Source organism: Kribbella sp. NPDC006257 (assembly GCF_040613535.1).
Classification (GTDB): domain Bacteria; phylum Actinomycetota; class Actinomycetes; order Propionibacteriales; family Kribbellaceae; genus Kribbella.
Genome location: NZ_JBEXSJ010000011.1, coordinates 170,817 through 187,420 on the forward strand (window position 1 = coordinate 170,817; position 16,604 = coordinate 187,420).

At 66.8% G+C, this 16,604-nt stretch carries 16 protein-coding genes; 5 read left to right on the forward strand and 11 right to left on the reverse strand.

Features of this window, described 5'->3' with window-relative positions:
• Nucleotides 1-20: 20 nt before the first annotated feature.
• Both ABZ004_RS16165 and ABZ004_RS16170 read right to left on the reverse strand, forming a co-directional pair.
• Nucleotides 21-845, reverse strand: a complete 825-nt coding sequence (locus ABZ004_RS16165) for a MauE/DoxX family redox-associated membrane protein (protein ID WP_355680634.1) — start codon at nt 843-845, stop codon at nt 21-23.
• Nucleotides 846-858: 13 nt separating this feature from the next.
• Nucleotides 859-1,461: a cell wall protein gene (locus ABZ004_RS16170; protein ID WP_355680635.1), complete on the reverse strand. Its 603-nt coding sequence runs from the start codon at nt 1,459-1,461 to the stop codon at nt 859-861.
• Nucleotides 1,462-1,551: 90 nt separating this feature from the next.
• On the opposite strand from ABZ004_RS16170, the gene ABZ004_RS16175 reads away from it, so the two are divergent.
• Together ABZ004_RS16175 and ABZ004_RS16180 are read left to right on the forward strand one after the other, a co-directional pair.
• Nucleotides 1,552-1,746, forward strand: a complete 195-nt coding sequence (locus tag ABZ004_RS16175) for a hypothetical protein (RefSeq protein WP_355680636.1) — start codon at nt 1,552-1,554, stop codon at nt 1,744-1,746.
• A 476-nt stretch (nt 1,747-2,222) separates the two neighbouring features.
• Complete coding sequence (locus ABZ004_RS16180) at nt 2,223-2,570, forward strand: VOC family protein (RefSeq protein WP_355680637.1); 348 nt, start codon at nt 2,223-2,225, stop codon at nt 2,568-2,570.
• Nucleotides 2,571-2,617: 47 nt separating this feature from the next.
• On the opposite strand, the gene ABZ004_RS16185 is transcribed toward ABZ004_RS16180, so the two are convergent.
• Nucleotides 2,618-3,124: a DinB family protein gene (locus tag ABZ004_RS16185; RefSeq protein WP_355680638.1), complete on the reverse strand. Its 507-nt coding sequence runs from the start codon at nt 3,122-3,124 to the stop codon at nt 2,618-2,620.
• Between the two features lie 41 nt (nt 3,125-3,165).
• A complete protein-coding gene (locus tag ABZ004_RS16190; protein ID WP_355680639.1) occupies nt 3,166-3,645 on the reverse strand; it encodes a GyrI-like domain-containing protein in 480 nt (159 codons plus the stop codon).
• Nucleotides 3,646-3,744: 99 nt separating this feature from the next.
• Here ABZ004_RS16190 and ABZ004_RS16195 point away from each other — a divergent pair, with 99 nt between their 5' ends.
• Entirely contained in the window at nt 3,745-5,037 is a 1,293-nt protein-coding gene (locus ABZ004_RS16195; protein ID WP_355680640.1) for a glycoside hydrolase domain-containing protein, read from the forward strand.
• 19 nt (nt 5,038-5,056) lie between these two features.
• Here ABZ004_RS16195 and ABZ004_RS16200 read toward each other — a convergent pair whose 3' ends face one another.
• Nucleotides 5,057-5,428 carry a cupin domain-containing protein gene (locus ABZ004_RS16200; protein WP_355680641.1) on the reverse strand — a complete coding sequence of 124 codons (372 nt, stop codon included), beginning with the start codon at nt 5,426-5,428 and terminating at the stop codon, nt 5,057-5,059.
• A 62-nt stretch (nt 5,429-5,490) separates the two neighbouring features.
• Here ABZ004_RS16200 and ABZ004_RS16205 point away from each other — a divergent pair, with 62 nt between their 5' ends.
• Complete coding sequence (locus ABZ004_RS16205) at nt 5,491-5,955, forward strand: MarR family transcriptional regulator (RefSeq protein WP_355680642.1); 465 nt, start codon at nt 5,491-5,493, stop codon at nt 5,953-5,955.
• Here ABZ004_RS16205 and ABZ004_RS16210 read toward each other — a convergent pair.
• From ABZ004_RS16210 to ABZ004_RS16225, 4 genes are all read right to left on the reverse strand, one after another.
• Entirely contained in the window at nt 5,952-7,208 is a 1,257-nt protein-coding gene (locus ABZ004_RS16210) for a serine hydrolase domain-containing protein (protein ID WP_355680643.1), read from the reverse strand. The two genes, ABZ004_RS16205 and ABZ004_RS16210, sit on opposite strands and share 4 nt — an antisense overlap.
• Nucleotides 7,209-7,279: 71 nt before the next feature.
• On the reverse strand, nt 7,280-10,126 hold the full coding sequence (locus ABZ004_RS16215; RefSeq protein WP_355680644.1) for a DEAD/DEAH box helicase: 2,847 nt from the start codon (nt 10,124-10,126) through the stop codon (nt 7,280-7,282).
• Nucleotides 10,127-10,187: 61 nt separating this feature from the next.
• Nucleotides 10,188-10,841 (reverse strand): response regulator transcription factor, encoded by a 654-nt coding sequence (locus tag ABZ004_RS16220; RefSeq protein WP_355680645.1) that lies wholly within the window; start codon nt 10,839-10,841, stop codon nt 10,188-10,190.
• A complete protein-coding gene (locus ABZ004_RS16225) occupies nt 10,838-11,962 on the reverse strand; it encodes a sensor histidine kinase (protein ID WP_355680646.1) in 1,125 nt (374 codons plus the stop codon). The genes ABZ004_RS16220 and ABZ004_RS16225 overlap by 4 nt, the downstream gene beginning before the upstream one ends.
• A 166-nt stretch (nt 11,963-12,128) precedes the next feature.
• On the opposite strand from ABZ004_RS16225, the gene ABZ004_RS16230 reads away from it, so the two are divergent.
• On the forward strand, nt 12,129-14,252 hold the full coding sequence (locus ABZ004_RS16230) for an MMPL family transporter (RefSeq protein ID WP_355680647.1): 2,124 nt from the start codon (nt 12,129-12,131) through the stop codon (nt 14,250-14,252).
• A 7-nt stretch (nt 14,253-14,259) separates the two neighbouring features.
• Here the strand turns inward: ABZ004_RS16230 and ABZ004_RS16235 are convergent, their stop codons facing one another.
• A complete protein-coding gene (locus tag ABZ004_RS16235) occupies nt 14,260-15,441 on the reverse strand; it encodes a crosslink repair DNA glycosylase YcaQ family protein (protein ID WP_355680648.1) in 1,182 nt (393 codons plus the stop codon).
• A 251-nt stretch (nt 15,442-15,692) separates the two neighbouring features.
• The gene (locus tag ABZ004_RS16240) at nt 15,693-16,544 is read right to left on the reverse strand and encodes a chitosanase (protein WP_355680649.1); all 852 of its coding nucleotides are present in this window, start codon (nt 16,542-16,544) and stop codon (nt 15,693-15,695) included.
• Nucleotides 16,545-16,604 lie beyond the last annotated feature (60 nt).

Consider the following 16,604-nt stretch of genomic DNA (forward strand, 5'->3'; position numbering starts at 1 on the left):
CTCCGCGAGGGCTGGGTCGGCTAGCTGGCCATGCTCAGGAGCGCAGGGCGGTAGAGGGTTTGTCCCGACGACTCGTCGACGACGGCGACCCGGACGGTCTCCGGTGCCGAATCGCCGTGCGGTACGGCGAAAACGGCAGTCGCCGGGCGACCGTCGTACCGGGCGGTGTAGCTGACGAACCGCCAGTCCTCTTCGTCCCAGTAGTCACGGATGTCGGACCTGAGCAGTCCGGTCACCGCGCGATAGGCGGGGCTATTGACCAGGCGGCGCTGGGTGGCAGCGAGCGGTACAGCGTTGCTCGCCGTACCAGCGAGTGGGTGGCTGAGCCGGACGCGCAGCCGTCGAAGGGGTAGGAGCCAGTAGCGGTCGAGCTCGGGCGACAGCGCCACGAACAAGGCCGCTTCGGCGATCAGGACGGCCGCGGCCGGTCCGGCCGACCACCATCCTTGGTTGGTCGTCAGCGTGACCGCTGCTGTTGCTGTTAGCAACAATGCGCGCGAGATCGAGCGGTAGCCGACAGGTTTGGCCGACTTGCCTGCGCAACCACAGGACGCCTCAGGTACGACGACCTTGGCGTAAACCAGGTAGCCGGTGAAACCGAGACCGAGTGCGGTTGCGGCGAGCACCTCTGCAGTCCAGGCGGGTGGACTCAGAAGGGCCAGGGCCAGGATCGCCTCGACGACACCGACGGCGCGGTAGGCGGGCACGGCCCGTTTCTCGCCGACAAGCTTCGGGAGGGCGGTCTTCTCTGCTTCCCCTGGGTTCGTCAGCTTGCCGTACGACGTACAGAGGAGAAGCAGTCCGATCAGTAGTGGCTGGGCGGTCGCCACTTGCTGTGCGAACATCGCGGCCTCCCGGTCAGCTCGCCGCGTAGATCGTCGCGATGTCGATCTCGCTCGTGCCGGGGCGCCAGGCACCGATCACCTGAACATGCCGGCCGACCTTCAGCAACGACAGGTCCGAGATCGCCGGTGTGCCGTTGTAGACGGCCGCGGTGATCCCTTGCCGCAGGTGCCCGAAGATCTTCTGGCCGAAGTGATCCAGGTTCAGCCCGGTGCGGCTGATCGAGTTGATCATCACGTCCAGGTTGACGATGTTGAGCCAGACCGATTCCGCCGCCAGGACGCCGTTCGGCATCTTGACGCCGCGGGCGTACAGTCCGTCGCCGATCCTCGCCTGGTCGATCGTGGTCGGCTGCAGCTTCCAGATGCTGGTGACGCCGGTCAGCTGGATCTTGTGCAGCCGGCCGTCGGATCCCTGCACCTGCAGGAGATCCTGGTTGCGGCCGGTGATCAGGCCTTCGGCGAAGTTGGGATCCGGCGCACCCGGATCCGGCAGTTGGGGTGACGCTGCGAAGGCGGCCTCCGGGGCGAGCGAGCCCATCGCACTGGCCGCGACCAGGCCGGTCGCACCCAGGGCGGCGCGGGTGAGCAGAGCACGGCGATCCATCGTGGAAGTCATCTCAGCTCACCTCATCCCACATCGATGCCGGCTGGGATCAGACCGGAGTTGAGACTCGCGATCCGGCTGAACGCCGCCGGGGTCAGATCGATGACCCGGTTCGACGCACACGTCCCTCCGCAGCAAGCCCGCTCACCACAGAACGACCGCGTCCGCGGTCCACAGTCCGCGATCGACGTGACCACCCGTGCGCCGGTGCACAGGTGCGTCGTCGCATGCCGGAACCCGCACGTCCTGCGGGACACCCCGGTGATCCCGCAGTTGTCCGGCCGCGTGATCGAGTAACAGGCGTCCGAAGTGTTCGTCCAGGCGTGCTGAAAATTGCCCGAATGACACGTCCCACAAGCACCGGTCCCGGTGCTCGCGCAGGGTCCCCATGCGTTCCCGCAACAGAACCACGATGCCTCGCCGACAAGTCCGTACATGACGTCCATGAAGTACCTCCAGGCCTAGGGGCGGTAAGACCTACAGCACTTCTTTGTACTCCCCATATCAGAAATTTCCCACCCCTCACCAAATTCGGAAACTTTCCACCTACCGAGACTCCCCCGCCCCGAAATCCCCCGCACGCCATCCCCATCCCCACCCACCTGAGCGTGCACCCGCAAACGCAGCCCAACCATCTCCTGTCGATCGGGACACCACGCACAGCACCGGGCGCTGGCCGAGCGCATGCAGATGGGCGCACGGGTATCCCGAGCCCTCACCTTCTGTCAGGATCGTTGGCCCCACCTGTCCATGGCGTGTGGCAGGGTCGGGGGATGGTTGGGACTCGGCTTGAGCATGTGCGGGCGAACGTGGCTGATCTGAAGGCTGCCGTCGAGTGGTACACGACGGTGCTGGGGTTTGAGGTCGAGGCGTACTGGCCGCCGGACGTGCCGAATTACGCGCATTTCAAGGCGCAGGGTGGTGCGACGTTCGCGGTGATGGAGGCTGACGGGCGAGGTGGGCGGTTCAACTTCACGGCGGACGATCCGGACGCGCTCTGGGAGCAGGTGCGGGAGGCGGCTGTGGTCGTCGAGCCGCTTTTCGATACGCCGTACGGGACACGAAAGTTCACCATTGCGGACCCGGATGGCAACGAGCTGGGCTTCGTCCGCAACGGGTGAGGGCTCGCGTTGGAGGCGTGCGGATGCTGACGCAGGGGAGCAGCGAGCTATTCGCCGGTGGTGCCGTCGATTCTTTCGCGGAGGAAGTCGGCGTGGCCGTTGTGGCGGGCGTATTCCTCGATCAGGTGGAGGTAGATCCAGCGGAGGGTGTAGTCCTCGCCGGGGCTGACTTCGTCGAGGCTGAGGCCGGCTACTGCTGCTCGTGAGCGGGCGACGCTGGCCAGGTAGCTCGCCAGGTCGTCGTCGGCGTGGGCGATGTCGACGTCGGCGCTGCCTCCCGTCGAGCCTGGCGCGTAGTCCCAGAAATACTGGTGATCCGGCAGGTCGTCGTACTCGTGGAACCAGGCCTCGACGCCAGACAGGTGCCTCACCAGGCCCAGCAGCGAGAGCGGCGACGGCGGCACGGATCGCAGCGCCAGTTGCTCCGGCGTCAGCCCGCCACACTTCATCAGCAGGGTCGTGCGCTGAAACTCAAGCCGATCCTCGAGTGCGGCCCGCTCGTCGACAGGATTGTTCGGCGGCACAACTCGCTCAGGCGTACTCCAGGTCGACATTCCGGCAACCCTACGGCCGGGATCCCCTCCTCGCCACCGGGTTAGTCGCAGAGGCGGAAGAGGAGTTCGGTCTCCCAGTCGTTCATGTCAGGGACCTCACGCGGGTCGGATTTGTAGACCTCCAGGCGGCAGGTCCAGTTGTTGCCGTTGGCGTCCCATTCGAGGCCCTCCTTCTCGGCCCAGGCGAGCAGGTCGCGGGTGGCGCCGAGGAGGCCGTCGGGATGGCCGTGATGGGTCACGCCGGCGTAGCGCCCGGCCGGGAGGACGCCGCCGACGATTTCTTCCTCGCCGCTGTGGCGCTCCTCGATCGGGAAGCCGATCTCCATCACCAGACCTTCATCCATGTCGACCACGTCGTACTTGAAGAACGGCGCACCCACCGGCTCGATGTTGCGGGCGGCGATCCAGCCGATCACCTCGTGCATCCGGTCCGCGAAGGCCGCGATCCCGTCCATCGGCACCTTGCCCCGCAGCGCGACGTACGGCTGCTCGTCCCGCTCGACAATCGTCGGTTCCACCATGGTTCCTCCCTCTCCAGACCACATACTGCCCGACGCCTCAGACAGCCTCTAGGCAAAGGCGTCGAACCGGCGTCTACTTAGCGGCAGGGGGTGGGGGCAGTGTTTTCCATCAAGGTTGCAGTGGGGTTGGCGGCCGGAGCGCTCCTGCTGAGCGGTGCGGTGCCGGCCGGAGCAGAACCGACGACGACGCTCGTGTTTCCGAGTGGCTCGGTCTCGAACCGGTACGTCGGGTTGGCGTTCGACACCTGTACGGCGCCGACCGTCGCCCAGATGACCGCGTGGAAGGCGTCTCCGTACAAGGCGATCGGCATCTACATCGGCGGCGTGAACCGTAGTTGCGCGCAGCCGCAGCTCACCGCGAGCTGGGTCAGCAGCGTGACCAGGATGGGCTGGAAGCTGATCCCCATCTACATCGGCCTGCAGGCACCCTGCAGTACCAGGACGACATCTCAGAAGATCTCAGCGAGCGCTCCCGGGACGCAGGGAACGGCTGCTGCCACCGATGCCTTCAACAAAGCCAGAGCACTCGGCCTACTAGCAGGCAGCGCGATCTACAACGACATGGAGCACTACGACGTCAACAACACGAGCTGCAAATCGACAGTGCTCAGCTACCTGACCTGGTGGACCAAGGAGCTGCACCGGCGCGGCTTCCTGGCCGGCGTGTACGCACACCAGGACTCCGGTGCGCTTCAACTCGCACAGGTCTACAACTCCACCGCCTACGCCCGACCGGATGCAATCTGGATCGCCCGGTGGGACCTGAACGCATCACTGATCAACTGGCCGACCGTCTCCAATCTCTACTGGAGCGTCGGCCAGCGGGCCAAGCAGTACAGGGGTGATCACACCGAGACGTACGGCGGAGTCACTCTGAACATCGACAACGACCGGTTCGACGCACCGGTCGGTTCAGTCGGGTTTGCCTACCAGACAACGGCCACTCTGACCGCCCGCAGTGGCCCGACCACGGCGTACCCGGTAGTCGCCACTTATCCGAGTGGGTCGACAGTGTGGGTGTCCTGCCAGACCTACGGCACCAAGGTGGGCACGACGACGGTTTGGAACAAACTGATCGTCGGAGGCTACGTCAGCGACTACTACGTGAACACGCCGTCCAACACGACGTACAGCGCACCGATCCCTGGCTGCAGTCTGCCGTTCCAGACCAAGACAGCCGGCTTGAGCAGGCGGAGCGGCCCCGGTACGTCGTACGCCGTGCTCGGCGCGCTCAACGCCGGCGCGCTTGCCTGGATCACCTGTCAGGCGCCGGGGACCAAGGTCGGTACTACGTCGGTGTGGGACCGGCTGACTGACGGCAGCTACGTCACCGACTACTACGTAGCCACCGCCAGCAAGACGACCTACACAGCTCCCCTGCGCCGCTGCTGACCGCGACCTACTGCAACACCTACTGAGCCCACGGCGGCTGGACGGTGCTGCCGTCGGCCATCGTGCCGGTGAAGCCTGCAGTGACGGCAACGTAGAGCTCTGCCTTGGTCTCGCCGAGGTTGGCGAGCTGGATCGGCTCCCCGGCCAGTACGACGATCGCGTCGCCCGGGCCGAGCTTGTCACCGTCCTTGGTCACCCGGACGGTGCCCGACAGCACCATGAACACCTCGTCGCGGTCGACGGTGTGCGGCTCTTCGTTGTCCACCCCGACATCGACCGACAGCCGCCAGGTGCACAGGCCGGCCGAACCACTGCTGGGCGCGGCGAGCACGGTGAACTCGACTCCCGGAAGCTGGAACTTCGGTGCATCGGTCGCACGAATGATCTGCATCTGTCCCCCTCGAAATTTAGACAAGCTGACTTGTTCAACTTGACTTGTCTATCATGGAGGACATGACCGCTTCGCGCAACCCCGATTTCGGAATCCTGCTGGTGCTGGCCGACCAGGAGTTCGTCCGCGAACTCCGGGCCTCGATGGCGGCGCAGGGCTTCGACGAGCAGGGCCGTTCGGACGGGTTCGTCTTCCGGACCCTCGGTGCGACACCGATGACGATCAGCGCGCTGGCCGAGCGACTCGGCATCAGCAAACAGGGCGCCGGGCAGATCATCGACGACATGGAGCGCCGGGGATACGTCGTACGGAAGCCTGATCCGACAGACGGACGGGCGCGGCTGCTGCACCTGTCGGAACGCGGTGAGGCGGCGCTCTCGACTGCGCGGAAGTTCCACCAGTCGTACGAGCGCCGCCTCCGCAAGACGCATGGCGATGCCGCGATCGATGCTGTGCGCAACGTTCTCGCCGCAATGGTCGGCGAGGACCGGACCACCGATCCGCACTTCCGCGCGCTGATGTATTAAGCCGGGAAGTACTTGGGGAACAGGTCGTTGGTGGGCCAGGTCCTGACGGTGGCGGCTGCGTTCCACATGGCCTGGTCGATGTCGCCGTACGACTTGCCGCTGGCGTCGTCACGCCGGTTGAACAGGGCGGCCCAGCTCATCCCGTTGTAGGTACGGACGAGCAGCGTGAAGGTGCCCGGCAGGCTGCCGGTGTGCCAGGTGTTGCGACCGGTGCCGCCCGTCACCGGGCGAACCTGCCAGCCCATTCCGTAGTACCAACCATCTTGAATGCCGGTCTCCGGCTTCGCCCAGACGCTCGCCAGCGACGTGCTGTTCAGGACACTGGACGGCGCGTCGAACATCCTTGCCCAGCGCACCAGATCAGGTGCGCTCGAGAGCCAGCCACCGTTGGCATCGTGGAGGCGCATGCTGAACGATCCGTACGGCGCGGGGACGACCTTGCCCGAGTTGTCCAGCACCGTGCGCCCCGTGTACTGCGACTCGTACGGCACCTCACCGGTCTGCTTCACGAGCGTCTGCCCAGGCTTCATCCGGGTGATCTTCAGCGGCGTGAGCAACTTCTGTTGCACGTACGTCGAGTAGCTCAGGCCGGACACCTTCTCGATCACCCGGCCGGCAAGCAGGTAGCCGAAGTTCGAGTAGGCAACCTTGGTCCCAGGCGCGTTGTCGAGCGCCCGGCCCGCCATGAACTTGATCAGGTCGGCATGCTTCAGCTCCATCGGTACGCCGAGCGCCTGGGAGATCGTTCCGTCCATGCCGAGGGGGTCGCCGGAGACGTCCCGATCCCAGCCGCCGAGATGCTGCAGGAGCCGCTTGATCGTGACCGTCTTCAGCCGCGGATCAACGGTCTGCCCGGCCGGCGGGGTGAACGTGAGGATCGACGTCACCGGCGTCGTCAGGCTCAGCTTCCCATCCTGGACGAGCTTGAGGATGGCCGCGGCAGTGAACGATTTCGTCAAGCTGGCAACGCGAAACAGCGAGGTGGGCTGGACGTCCAACGTGCTGGACGTGCTGTAGCCGCGGGCAAGCACCAGGCGACCCTTGTAGGTGACCGCGATCTGCCCGGCTGTCACCCCGCGCGCCTGCATGAAGCTCTTCAGCTCATTGTCGAACCCGGCCAGCGCCGGTACCGCGGTGCCGCTGGCGCGCCACGTCGTGTCAGCACCGGCGGACCGGGCGACCGTAGTACCGACGACTGCGGATGCTCCGGCAGCGACGGCGAACTTGCCAAGGGTGCGGCGCGACAGTTCCACTGAATGATCCTCCTGGAGATGAAGACGAAGCCTTTTATCTACAGGAGGATCGGGTCAGTAACGGTTCTCGTCTAACTGTCCGGTTCGTCGACCACCGAGGCATAGGCGATGACGCCGCGGCGGATCTGCTCGGTGACCGCGCGGGCCGTCTTGCGCAGCGGCGTCGGACCGGCCGCATCGGCCACCTGCTCGGTCAGGTCGATGAGCTGCTTGACCCAGCGAACGAAGTCGCCCGCCGCCAGATCCGACTCGTAGAGAACCTCGGCCAGCGAGGCGCCCGAAGCCCAGCGGAACGCGGCCCAGCAGAAGCCGAGGTCCATCGGGCGCAGGAAGTCGACCCGCATATCGCGTTCCAGCGCAGAGAGTTCGCGCCAGATCAGGCCCATCTGCTCCAGCGCCGGGCGCACCTCGCCGCGCGGCAACCGCGGCGACGTCGGCTCGTCCTTCGACCGCGACTCGTAGACGAGCGCGGCAAGGCAGGCGGCAAGCTCCGGTACGTCGAGGTCGTCGAACACCCCGACGCGCAGACACTCGGCGGCCACCAGGTCGAGCTCGGTGTAGATCCGCGACAGCCGGTCGCCGGCCTCGGTGGTCTTGTCGCCTTCAAGGTAGTGCAGCGCGTCGAGCACCTGGCAGACCCGGTCGAACTGGCGGGCAATGGTGTTCGTCCGCTGCTCGATCTTGCGCTGGACATCGCGATTCTCCCGGTCCAGCCGGAAGTACCGCTCGGCCCAACGGGCGTGGTCCTCGCGATCGGAGCAGCCGTGGCAGGGGTGCGCGCGCAGTTCGGCCCGCATCTGCTGGAGCTCCGGATCGTCCGCGTGCGTGACGACGTCACCGTTGCGGCTACGCGACGACGGCGGGCCTTCTTCGCCGAGCATGTCGGTCCGGCCGCGGAGTACGTGGGCGAGTTCGCGCCGTTGCTGCGGGTTGCGCGCGTTGAACTTCTTCGGCACGCGGAGGCTGCTGATCGCGTCGACCGGGGTCGGAAAGTCGATCATCGACAGCTTCCGCACCTGGCGGTCGAGCGTGAGCACGGTCGGCCGCGGACCTTCGCGCTCGGACCGGACACCGGGGTCGAGGACGAGCGCCCAGCCCGCACTCCGGCCGGCCGGGATCCGGATGATGTCACCGATCCGCAGCTTCTCCAGCGACTCCTGCGCCTCGACCCGGCGGTCCAGCTTGCGCCGCTTCGAACCGGACGACTCGCGATCACCGATCCGGCGGCGCAGCGCGGCGTACTCGAGGAAGTCGCCGAGGTGGCAGTTGATGGACTCCTTGTACCCCTCGAGCGCCTCGGTGTTGCGCTGCACCTGACGAGCCAGCCCGACGACGGCCTGGTCGGACTGGAACTGCGCGAACGACAGCTCCAGCATGTCTCTCGCCCTGGACCTGCCGACCTGACGGACCAGGTTGACGGCCATGTTGTACGACGGGGAGAACGACGAGCGGAGCGGATACGTCCGGGTGCTCGCCAGGCCGGCCACGGCGCGCGGGTCGAAGCCCGGCTGCCAGAGGACGACCGCGTGCCCCTCGACGTCGATGCCGCGGCGCCCGGCGCGGCCGGTGAGCTGCGTGTACTCCCCCGGCGTGATGTCGACGTGGGCCTCGCCGTTCCACTTGCTCAGCTTCTCCAGCACGACCGTGCGGGCCGGCATGTTGATGCCGAGGGCAAGGGTCTCGGTGGCGAAGACGACCTTGATCAGGCCGCGCGCGAACAGCTCCTCGACGACCTCCTTGAAGGCCGCGAGCATGCCGGCGTGGTGCGCGGCGATCCCGCGGCTGAGCGCTTCGGCGAAGTCGTGGTAGCCCAGGACGCCGAGGTCCTCGTCCGGCAGATCCACCATCCGCTCGGCGAGCACCCGCTTGATCTCGGCCTGCTCGCTCGGCTTGGTCAGCCGCAGGCCGGAGCGCAGGCACTGCAACATCGCGTCCTCGCAACCCTTGCGCGAGAAGATGAAGTAGATCGCCGGCAGCAGGGCGCCCGCGTCGAGTTCCTCCACCACATCCGACCGGTACGGCGTGAAATGCGACTTCGGCGGCCGCTGCTTCGGCAGGTCACGGCGACGACGCGGCTTGCGGGAGTCGTCGCGGAAGATCCGGTTGTCGTCGCGGGCGATCCGGACCAGCTGCGGGTTGACCAGGTCTTTCAGATCGGTGCTGCCCGGCTGGTTGGCTTTGGCGGGGTTGCCTGATCGTGACTGCGGCCCGTACTGCGCTTGGCCGGCGCGCGCGGTCGGCGCCTCGCCCGCGAACAGGTCGTGCAGGCGTTTGCCGACCATCACGTGCTGGAAGAGCGGGACCGGGCGCTTCTCCTCCAGGACGACGACGGTGTTGCCGCGGACCGTCTCGAGCCAGTCGCCGAACTCCTCGGCGTTGCTCACGGTCGCGGACAGCGACACCACGGCTACCGAATCGGGGAGGTGGATGATCACCTCTTCCCAGACGGCGCCGCGGGCCCGGTCGGCGAGGTAGTGCACCTCGTCCATCACGACGTACGACAGGCCGAGGAGGGTCTGCGAGGCGGCGTACAGCATGTTCCGGAGCACCTCGGTCGTCATCACGACGATCGGCGCCTCGGAGTTGATCGAGTTGTCGCCGGTGAGCAGGCCGACGTTGTCGCTGCCGTACCGGCGTACGAGGTCGCTGTACTTCTGGTTGCTCAGTGCCTTGATCGGGGTGGTGTAGAAGCACTTCTGCCCGCGCTGGAGCGCGAGGTGGACGGCGAACTCCCCGACCAGCGTCTTCCCGGACCCGGTCGGCGCCGCGACCAGCACCTGGTGACCGTCCTCGAGCGCGGCACACGCCCGCAATTGGAAGTCGTCCAGCCGGAAGTCGTACAGCTCCCGGAACTCCTTCACTGCGGGGTGCTCCTGGTCCGAGCGGAAAACGGCATACTTCTCGGACGGGGTGCTCATGTCCCCCAATCTATCTGCCCCCACCCCCAGAACCCCTTCCCCCCACGGCGAACAGGCTGGGTCAGCGGTGGACCCGGTGGGTTTCGTAGGCCCACATGACCAGTTCTACCCGGTTTCGGGCGTTGAGTTTGGTCATGATGCTGGTGAGGTGGGTTTTGACGGTGCTGAGGCTGATGTGCAGGTCGGTGGCGATCTCGGAGTTGGTGCGACCCTGGGCGACGGTGCGGAGGATTTCTTCTTCGCGGGTGGTGAGGGGCTCGAGCGGTTGAACGGGTGGTCGGCCGAGGCGGGTGTCGGAGAAGGCCGCCAGGAGACGAGCGGTGATGTTCGGGGCGATCAGGGCGTCGCCGTTGGCGGCGGCGTGGATGGCCTGGACCAGGAGATCGGTCCCGGCGCCTTTGAGCAGGAAGCCGCGGGCGCCGGCCTTCAGCGCGCCGTGGACGTATTCGTCCTCGTCGAAGGTGGTGATCACCACGATCGCCAGCGGGTCCTCCACCTGCGGCCCGGCGAGTTCGCGGGTGGCCGCGATGCCGTCCATCCCGGGCATCCGGATGTCGAACAGGCAGACGTCCGGGCGCAGCCGGCGGGCGAGCTCGACCGCCTCCAGGCCGTCGACAGCCTGACCGACCACCTCGATGTCGGGTTGGGCGGAGAGGATCATCGTCAGCCCGGTCCGGACGAGCTCCTGGTCGTCGGCGACCAGCACCCGGATCATCGCGGCAACACCGCCTCGACGACCCAGCCGCGGTCCGGCCCCGGCCCCGCTTCGAAGGAGCCGCCGAGCAGCGTGGCCCGCTCGGTCATCCCGACCAGCCCGTATCCGGGCGACCCTGCCGGCCCCGGCGACCCGTCGTCGCGGACGGTCAACCGCACGACATCGCTCTCTCCCGCCACCCGTACGTCGATCCGCGTCGCGGCGCGGGCATGGCGGACGGCGTTCGTGATCGACTCCTGAGCTATCCGGTAGATGGCTGCCCCGACCGAAGGGACGAGGTCCTCAAGATTGCCCGAGAGATCGACCTCGACCAACATTCCGGTGCTACGGGCCAGGCGCTCGAGATCAGCCAATCCCGGCTGTGGAGCGAGGGCGGCCGTCTCATCCGCCCGGAGACCCGCGACCATCGTGCGCATCTCGGCGAGCGTCCGGGAGGCCTCGGTCTCGATGATGATCAGCGCGTCGAGCGCCGCCGACGGATCGGTCGCGGCGACGACCCGGCCGGCCTGGGCCCGGATCGCGATCGCCGACACGTGGTGGGCGACCGTGTCGTGCAGTTCGCGAGCCAGTTGCTCGCGCTCGCGGAGCCGGACCTGATCGAATTCCCGCAGCCGGGCCGTCGACCAGTAGCGAATCGCAGCACCGAGCGTCGCCGGGAAGAGCAGGAACATGCTCCCGGCGATCGACTCGCCGAGCCCCGTGGTGTCGACGAACAGCCCGAGGAACAGCGCGGTCAGGATGAACCCTGAGCCGATCGCGATCTCCCGCCCGGACGCCCAGCGGAACAGCGCGTACGGCAAGAGCACTGCGCTGACCGCCGTGTACAGCCCCACTGACCCAACGCCGCTGAGCAGGCTGGCGAGGTCGAGCACAACGAACGAACCGAACACGGCAGCGACCACCGCGAGCGGGTGCGTACGCCGCCACAACATGGCGACGCCGAGCAGTACGGCGAGCACGACGGCAACCGGCCGCCAGACCACATCAGTCCGGAAGATGCCTTCGAGGAGGGCCGTCGACACCAGCAAGGCAGCAAGCAACCAATCCCGCCACACGCGCTTCGGCGGCTGCTGTGCACGCGGTTCTGCCCACAGTGAGCGGATCGCGTTCTTCAGCAACATGACCTCACAGTAGACAACTCGAGCGCGCCGCGGATCGGCCCAAAGTACGGCTCACTGGTCAGCCACTTGGCCAGGTGAAGTCCGGCCCTTCTCCCGAGGTTCGCAGGCCCGGATCTCGCCAGGCTGAGGCCACCTGCCAACCGGGCTCTGAAGGAGACCACCGATGATGTCGCACGCTCTTTACACACTGGGCCGGTACGCCGCCCGTCGGCCGTGGACGGTGATCGGTACCTGGCTCGTCGTCGCGCTGCTCGTGGTCGCCGCCGCCGGCGCCTTCGGCCAGAAACTCGAGGATTCGATGGGCGCACCGGGACTCGATTCGCAACAGGCGGCCGACCTGCTCAGCCGCTCGGATCACGCCGGAATGACCGCGCAAATGGTGATCACGCCGACCGACCGCAGTACAGGATTCCGCTCGTTGGCCGATCTCGAGGCCGGAGCCGCCCGGTTGCCCAACGTGGTCGGCGTCAGCGAACCGGCGATCTCGCCGGATGGCCACGTCGCGGTGATCCGCCTTCAGTACGCCGTACAGGACAAACTCGGCCCGGCCGACCTGGCGAGGCTCAAGGACTTCGCCGGTACAGGTCATCCCGGCCTGCGGGTCGAGTTGGGCGGCGAACTGTTCTTCGCCTTCGAGCAGCCCGGGACGGGGATCGGCGAAGGGCTCGGCTTGCTGGTTGCCGTCGTCATCCTGCTGGTGACGTTCGGATCGCTGATCGCGATGGGGTTGCCGATCGGGCTGGCGCTGTTCGGGCTCGCGCTCGGCATCAGCTCGATGTCCTTGATCAGCTACCTGATCGACGTTCCCAGCTGGGCACCGGTGATCGGCAGCATGGTCGGCCTCGGGGTGGGGATCGACTACGCGTTGTTCCTCGTCACCCGGCACCGCGAATACCTCGCCCAAGGGCTGACCGTGCAGGAGTCGGTCGGCCGGGCGGTCGCCACCGCCGGACAGGCCGTGGTCTTCGCCGGTGGCACGGTGGTGATCGCGATCCTCGGTCTGGCGGTCGCCGGCGTACCGTTCATGACCGCGGGCGGGATCGCCGTCTCGGTCGTCGTGCTGATCATGGTCGTTGCCTCGATCACCTTGTTGCCCGCGTTCCTGGGTCTGTCCGGGCACTGGATCAACCGCCTCGGCGTACGGCACCTCGCCCGGCCGCGCACCGAAGGCTGGCAGCGTTGGGCCCGGCACGTCTCCAGGAACGCCGTGGCCTATCTCGTCGGCGCGAGCATCGCTCTGCTGGCCCTCGCCGCGCCGGTGCTGGCGCTGCGGGTCGGCTCACCCGACGAGGGTTCGCTGCCCGAAACCAGGACCGAGCGCCGCGCCTACGACCTCGTTGCCCAAGGCTTCGGTCCGGGCATCAACGGCCCGTTGGTGATCGCCGTGGACACCACCCGGGACCCGGGCGTCGTCCAGCCGCTGGCCGATGCCATCAAGGCCGATCGCGGCATCGCGGCGGTCGCGCCCGCCGAGCTGACCACCGGCCTGGCGACCATCCTCGCGTTCCCGACCACGGGACCCCAGGCCGACGCCACCGTCGAAACGATCCGGCGACTCCGCTCCGACGTCTTTCCCTCCGTACTACGCGGCAGCCCGGCGACCGCACATGTCGGTGGACCGACCGCGAGCTTCGCCGATGTCGGTGCCAAGGTCGGTGATCGACTCCCACTGTTCGTCGGCGCCGTGATCCTGATGTCGGTCCTGCTGCTGATCCTGGTCTTCCGCTCGATTCTCGTACCGCTCAAGGCGGCGCTGATGAACCTGCTCAGCATCGGCGCCTCGTTCGGGATCATGGTGATGGTGTTCCAGTGGGGGTGGTGTGCCGGCCTGATCGGGCTGGAGACGACCGTTCCCATCGTGCCGTTCATCCCGATGTTCATGTTCGCGATCCTGTTCGGGCTCTCGATGGACTACGAGGTGTTTCTGCTGTCGCGCGTGCGGGAGGAGTATGTCGTCAGCGGCGACAGCACCGGTTCGGTCGTGCACGGCATCGCCACCACCGGGCGACTGATCACGTCGGCCGCGCTGATCATGGTCTCTGTCTTCCTCGGCTTCGTGCTGAGCACCGACCCGTCGGCGAAGATGTTCGGTCTCGGCCTGGCCGTCGCCATCTTCATCGACGCGACCGTCGTCCGGATGATTCTGGTGCCGGCGGCAATGACCCTGCTGGGTACAGCCAACTGGTGGATCCCCCGCTGGCTCGACCGGCTCCTGCCGGTCATCGATCGGCAGCCCGACGTCGTAGTACAGAGTCAGCCGGAGGTTGCGACAGTCGACACTTTCGCCTGACCGTTGCTCAGCCCCTAGTGAGCTCGGACAGGGCGCGGCCGAGTTTGCTGGAGGCGGTCACCTGGACCCGGTCGAGGTTGAGCCAATCGGCCATCTTGGTGAATTCGGCTGCCATTGGCTCGGCGAGGTTCTTGGCGCCTGGTTCGGGGGTGACGGTGGGGACCAGGAGGGCGGAGTTCTGGCGGTCGGCTTTGAGGTCGACGCGGGCGACGAGTCGATCGCCGAGGAGGAACGGCAGTACGTAGTACCCGTGAATGCGTTGTGCGGCAGGGGTGTAGATGCTGATCCGGTAGAAGAAGTCGAAGAGTCGTTCGGTGCGGTCGCGGTTCCAGATCAGGGTGTCGAAGGGTGAGAGCAGGGCGCGGGCGTCGATCGGGTGGTCCTCGGCGCCGACGGCGAGGTAGCTCTGCTGAGGGATGCCTTCGACCTGGACCGGGATGAGCTCGCCGGTGTCGACCAGGTCGCTGATGATGGGCCTGGCGGTTGCCGAGGGCAACGGGAAGTAGCCTCGCGCGCCGCAGAGGTCTTTTGCGGTGGCGATACCGAGGGCCTTGGCCGAGAGTTTGACGAGTTCGCGGCGGGCCTCGTCGGCGGTGAGTTCGGGGGCTTCGAGGACGGCTTCCGGGAGGACGCGTTCGGTCAGGTCGTAGAGGCGCTCGAAGTTGCGGCGGCCGGCGATCGTCACCCGGCCGGTGCAGAACAGGTACTCGATGGCGATCTTGGCGTCCTGCCAGTTCCACATCGTGCCGGTGCTCGGATCGGGATGCGGGTCGGTCGACTTACGCCGTACGCCGTCCGGGCTGGCCTCACCCGCCGAGATCGGCCCGCGTTCCTCGACCAGCTTCAGCACCTGGCCGACGTACCCGGGCCGCTCCTCGTTCAGCCGTTGCATCCCGACCACGACCGACCAGGGTGCGGTGACGTCCGGATCACTCCAGTCCTGCCGCTCGGCCGCCCGCATCCGCCAGCGCAGCAACCGGTAGCTACTCAGCGGGATCAGGGCCGCCTTGTGCCCCCAGAAATACTCGAACAGCTCCCGCTTCTCACCCCAGCAGAGCCGATCCAGCCTTTCCCGCTCATATCCCCCGAGCCGCGCAAACAACGGCAGGTAATGCGACCGCGTAAGCACATTGACCGAGTCCACCTGCAACACGCCGACCCGATCAACCACCCGCCTGATCTCCCGCACCCCCACCTTCCCACCAGCCCGCCGCACCCCAAACCCCTGAGCCCCCAACGCAACCCGCCGCGCAGAATCCCCCGAGACCTTCTCCCCCACCCGTCGCCTGCTCGCCATTCCACGAACCTATCCACCGACAGAGGCTTGAACACGTAACCGGGGGCTTGAACAAGTAATGCCATGTCCAAGCCCACCACTTCCTGAGGCAACGGAAACCCTCGCACCCCGGGACAGGTGGGGTGCGAGGGTTGGGGTGGGGGTCAGCCGATGTGGTAGCTGTCGCCGTAGACCTTCCAGTCGAGGGGGGTGTTGAGGTTGAGGTTGCCGTTGCGGAGGAAGACGCGCTGGGCGGTGTCGACCCGGCTGGTGTCGCTGTGCGCCTCCTCCTGCTTCATCGCCCAGACGCGGGCGTCGAGGAAGGCGTTCAGCCAGGTGGTCTCGTTGCCACCCTGCGACGGCGGCTTGGCCTTGGCCAGGGCGCGCTTGCGGATGTTGCGGAAGCTGGTCGAGTCGTCGCCGTCGCCGTGCATGACGATCGCGTCGTAGTACGTGAACTGGCCGAGGGTGCCGACGCCGTCGGACTTACCTTGGGAGACGGCCGGGTTGAAGTAGACCCGGTCGCGCTCGGAGTCCTGGGCAGCCTTGAAGACGGAGTCGTTCGCCGCGGTCTTCCAGTCCCTGGTGAAGTTCGGGTCGAGACCGGAGTGTCCGTCGGTGCCGTTGACACGCTCGAGTGCCGGCAGGTACTTCTCGAGCACGTTGCCGGGCTTGCGGGCCTTGTACAGCTTGACCAGGTCGAGCATGTCGCCGGTCCCGGAGCAGAACCCGATGATGCCGGCCGTGTAGCCGCGGCCGTCGTCGATGTCCTCGATGTACTTGTACTGCGCCTTCCAGTCCAGCGAGGAGTTCTCCGCGCTGGAGACGATCTTCATCGCGATTTCCTTCTTGGCCGGGTCGTCGAGACCGGTCGCCTGGACCTTCATCACCTGGTGGGCGACGTCGGTGTGCGGCGTGAACGGTGAAGCCATCGCGTAGGCGGGAGTAGCGACGACGGCGAAGCCGATCAGGACTGCGGCCAACTTCGTGCTGGTCTTGCGGGGGCGGTTGAGCACGATCTCTCCTTCGAGGGGCGTCGAGAGTTATCTGTTAGGAAGCTTTCCTATCAGACAATT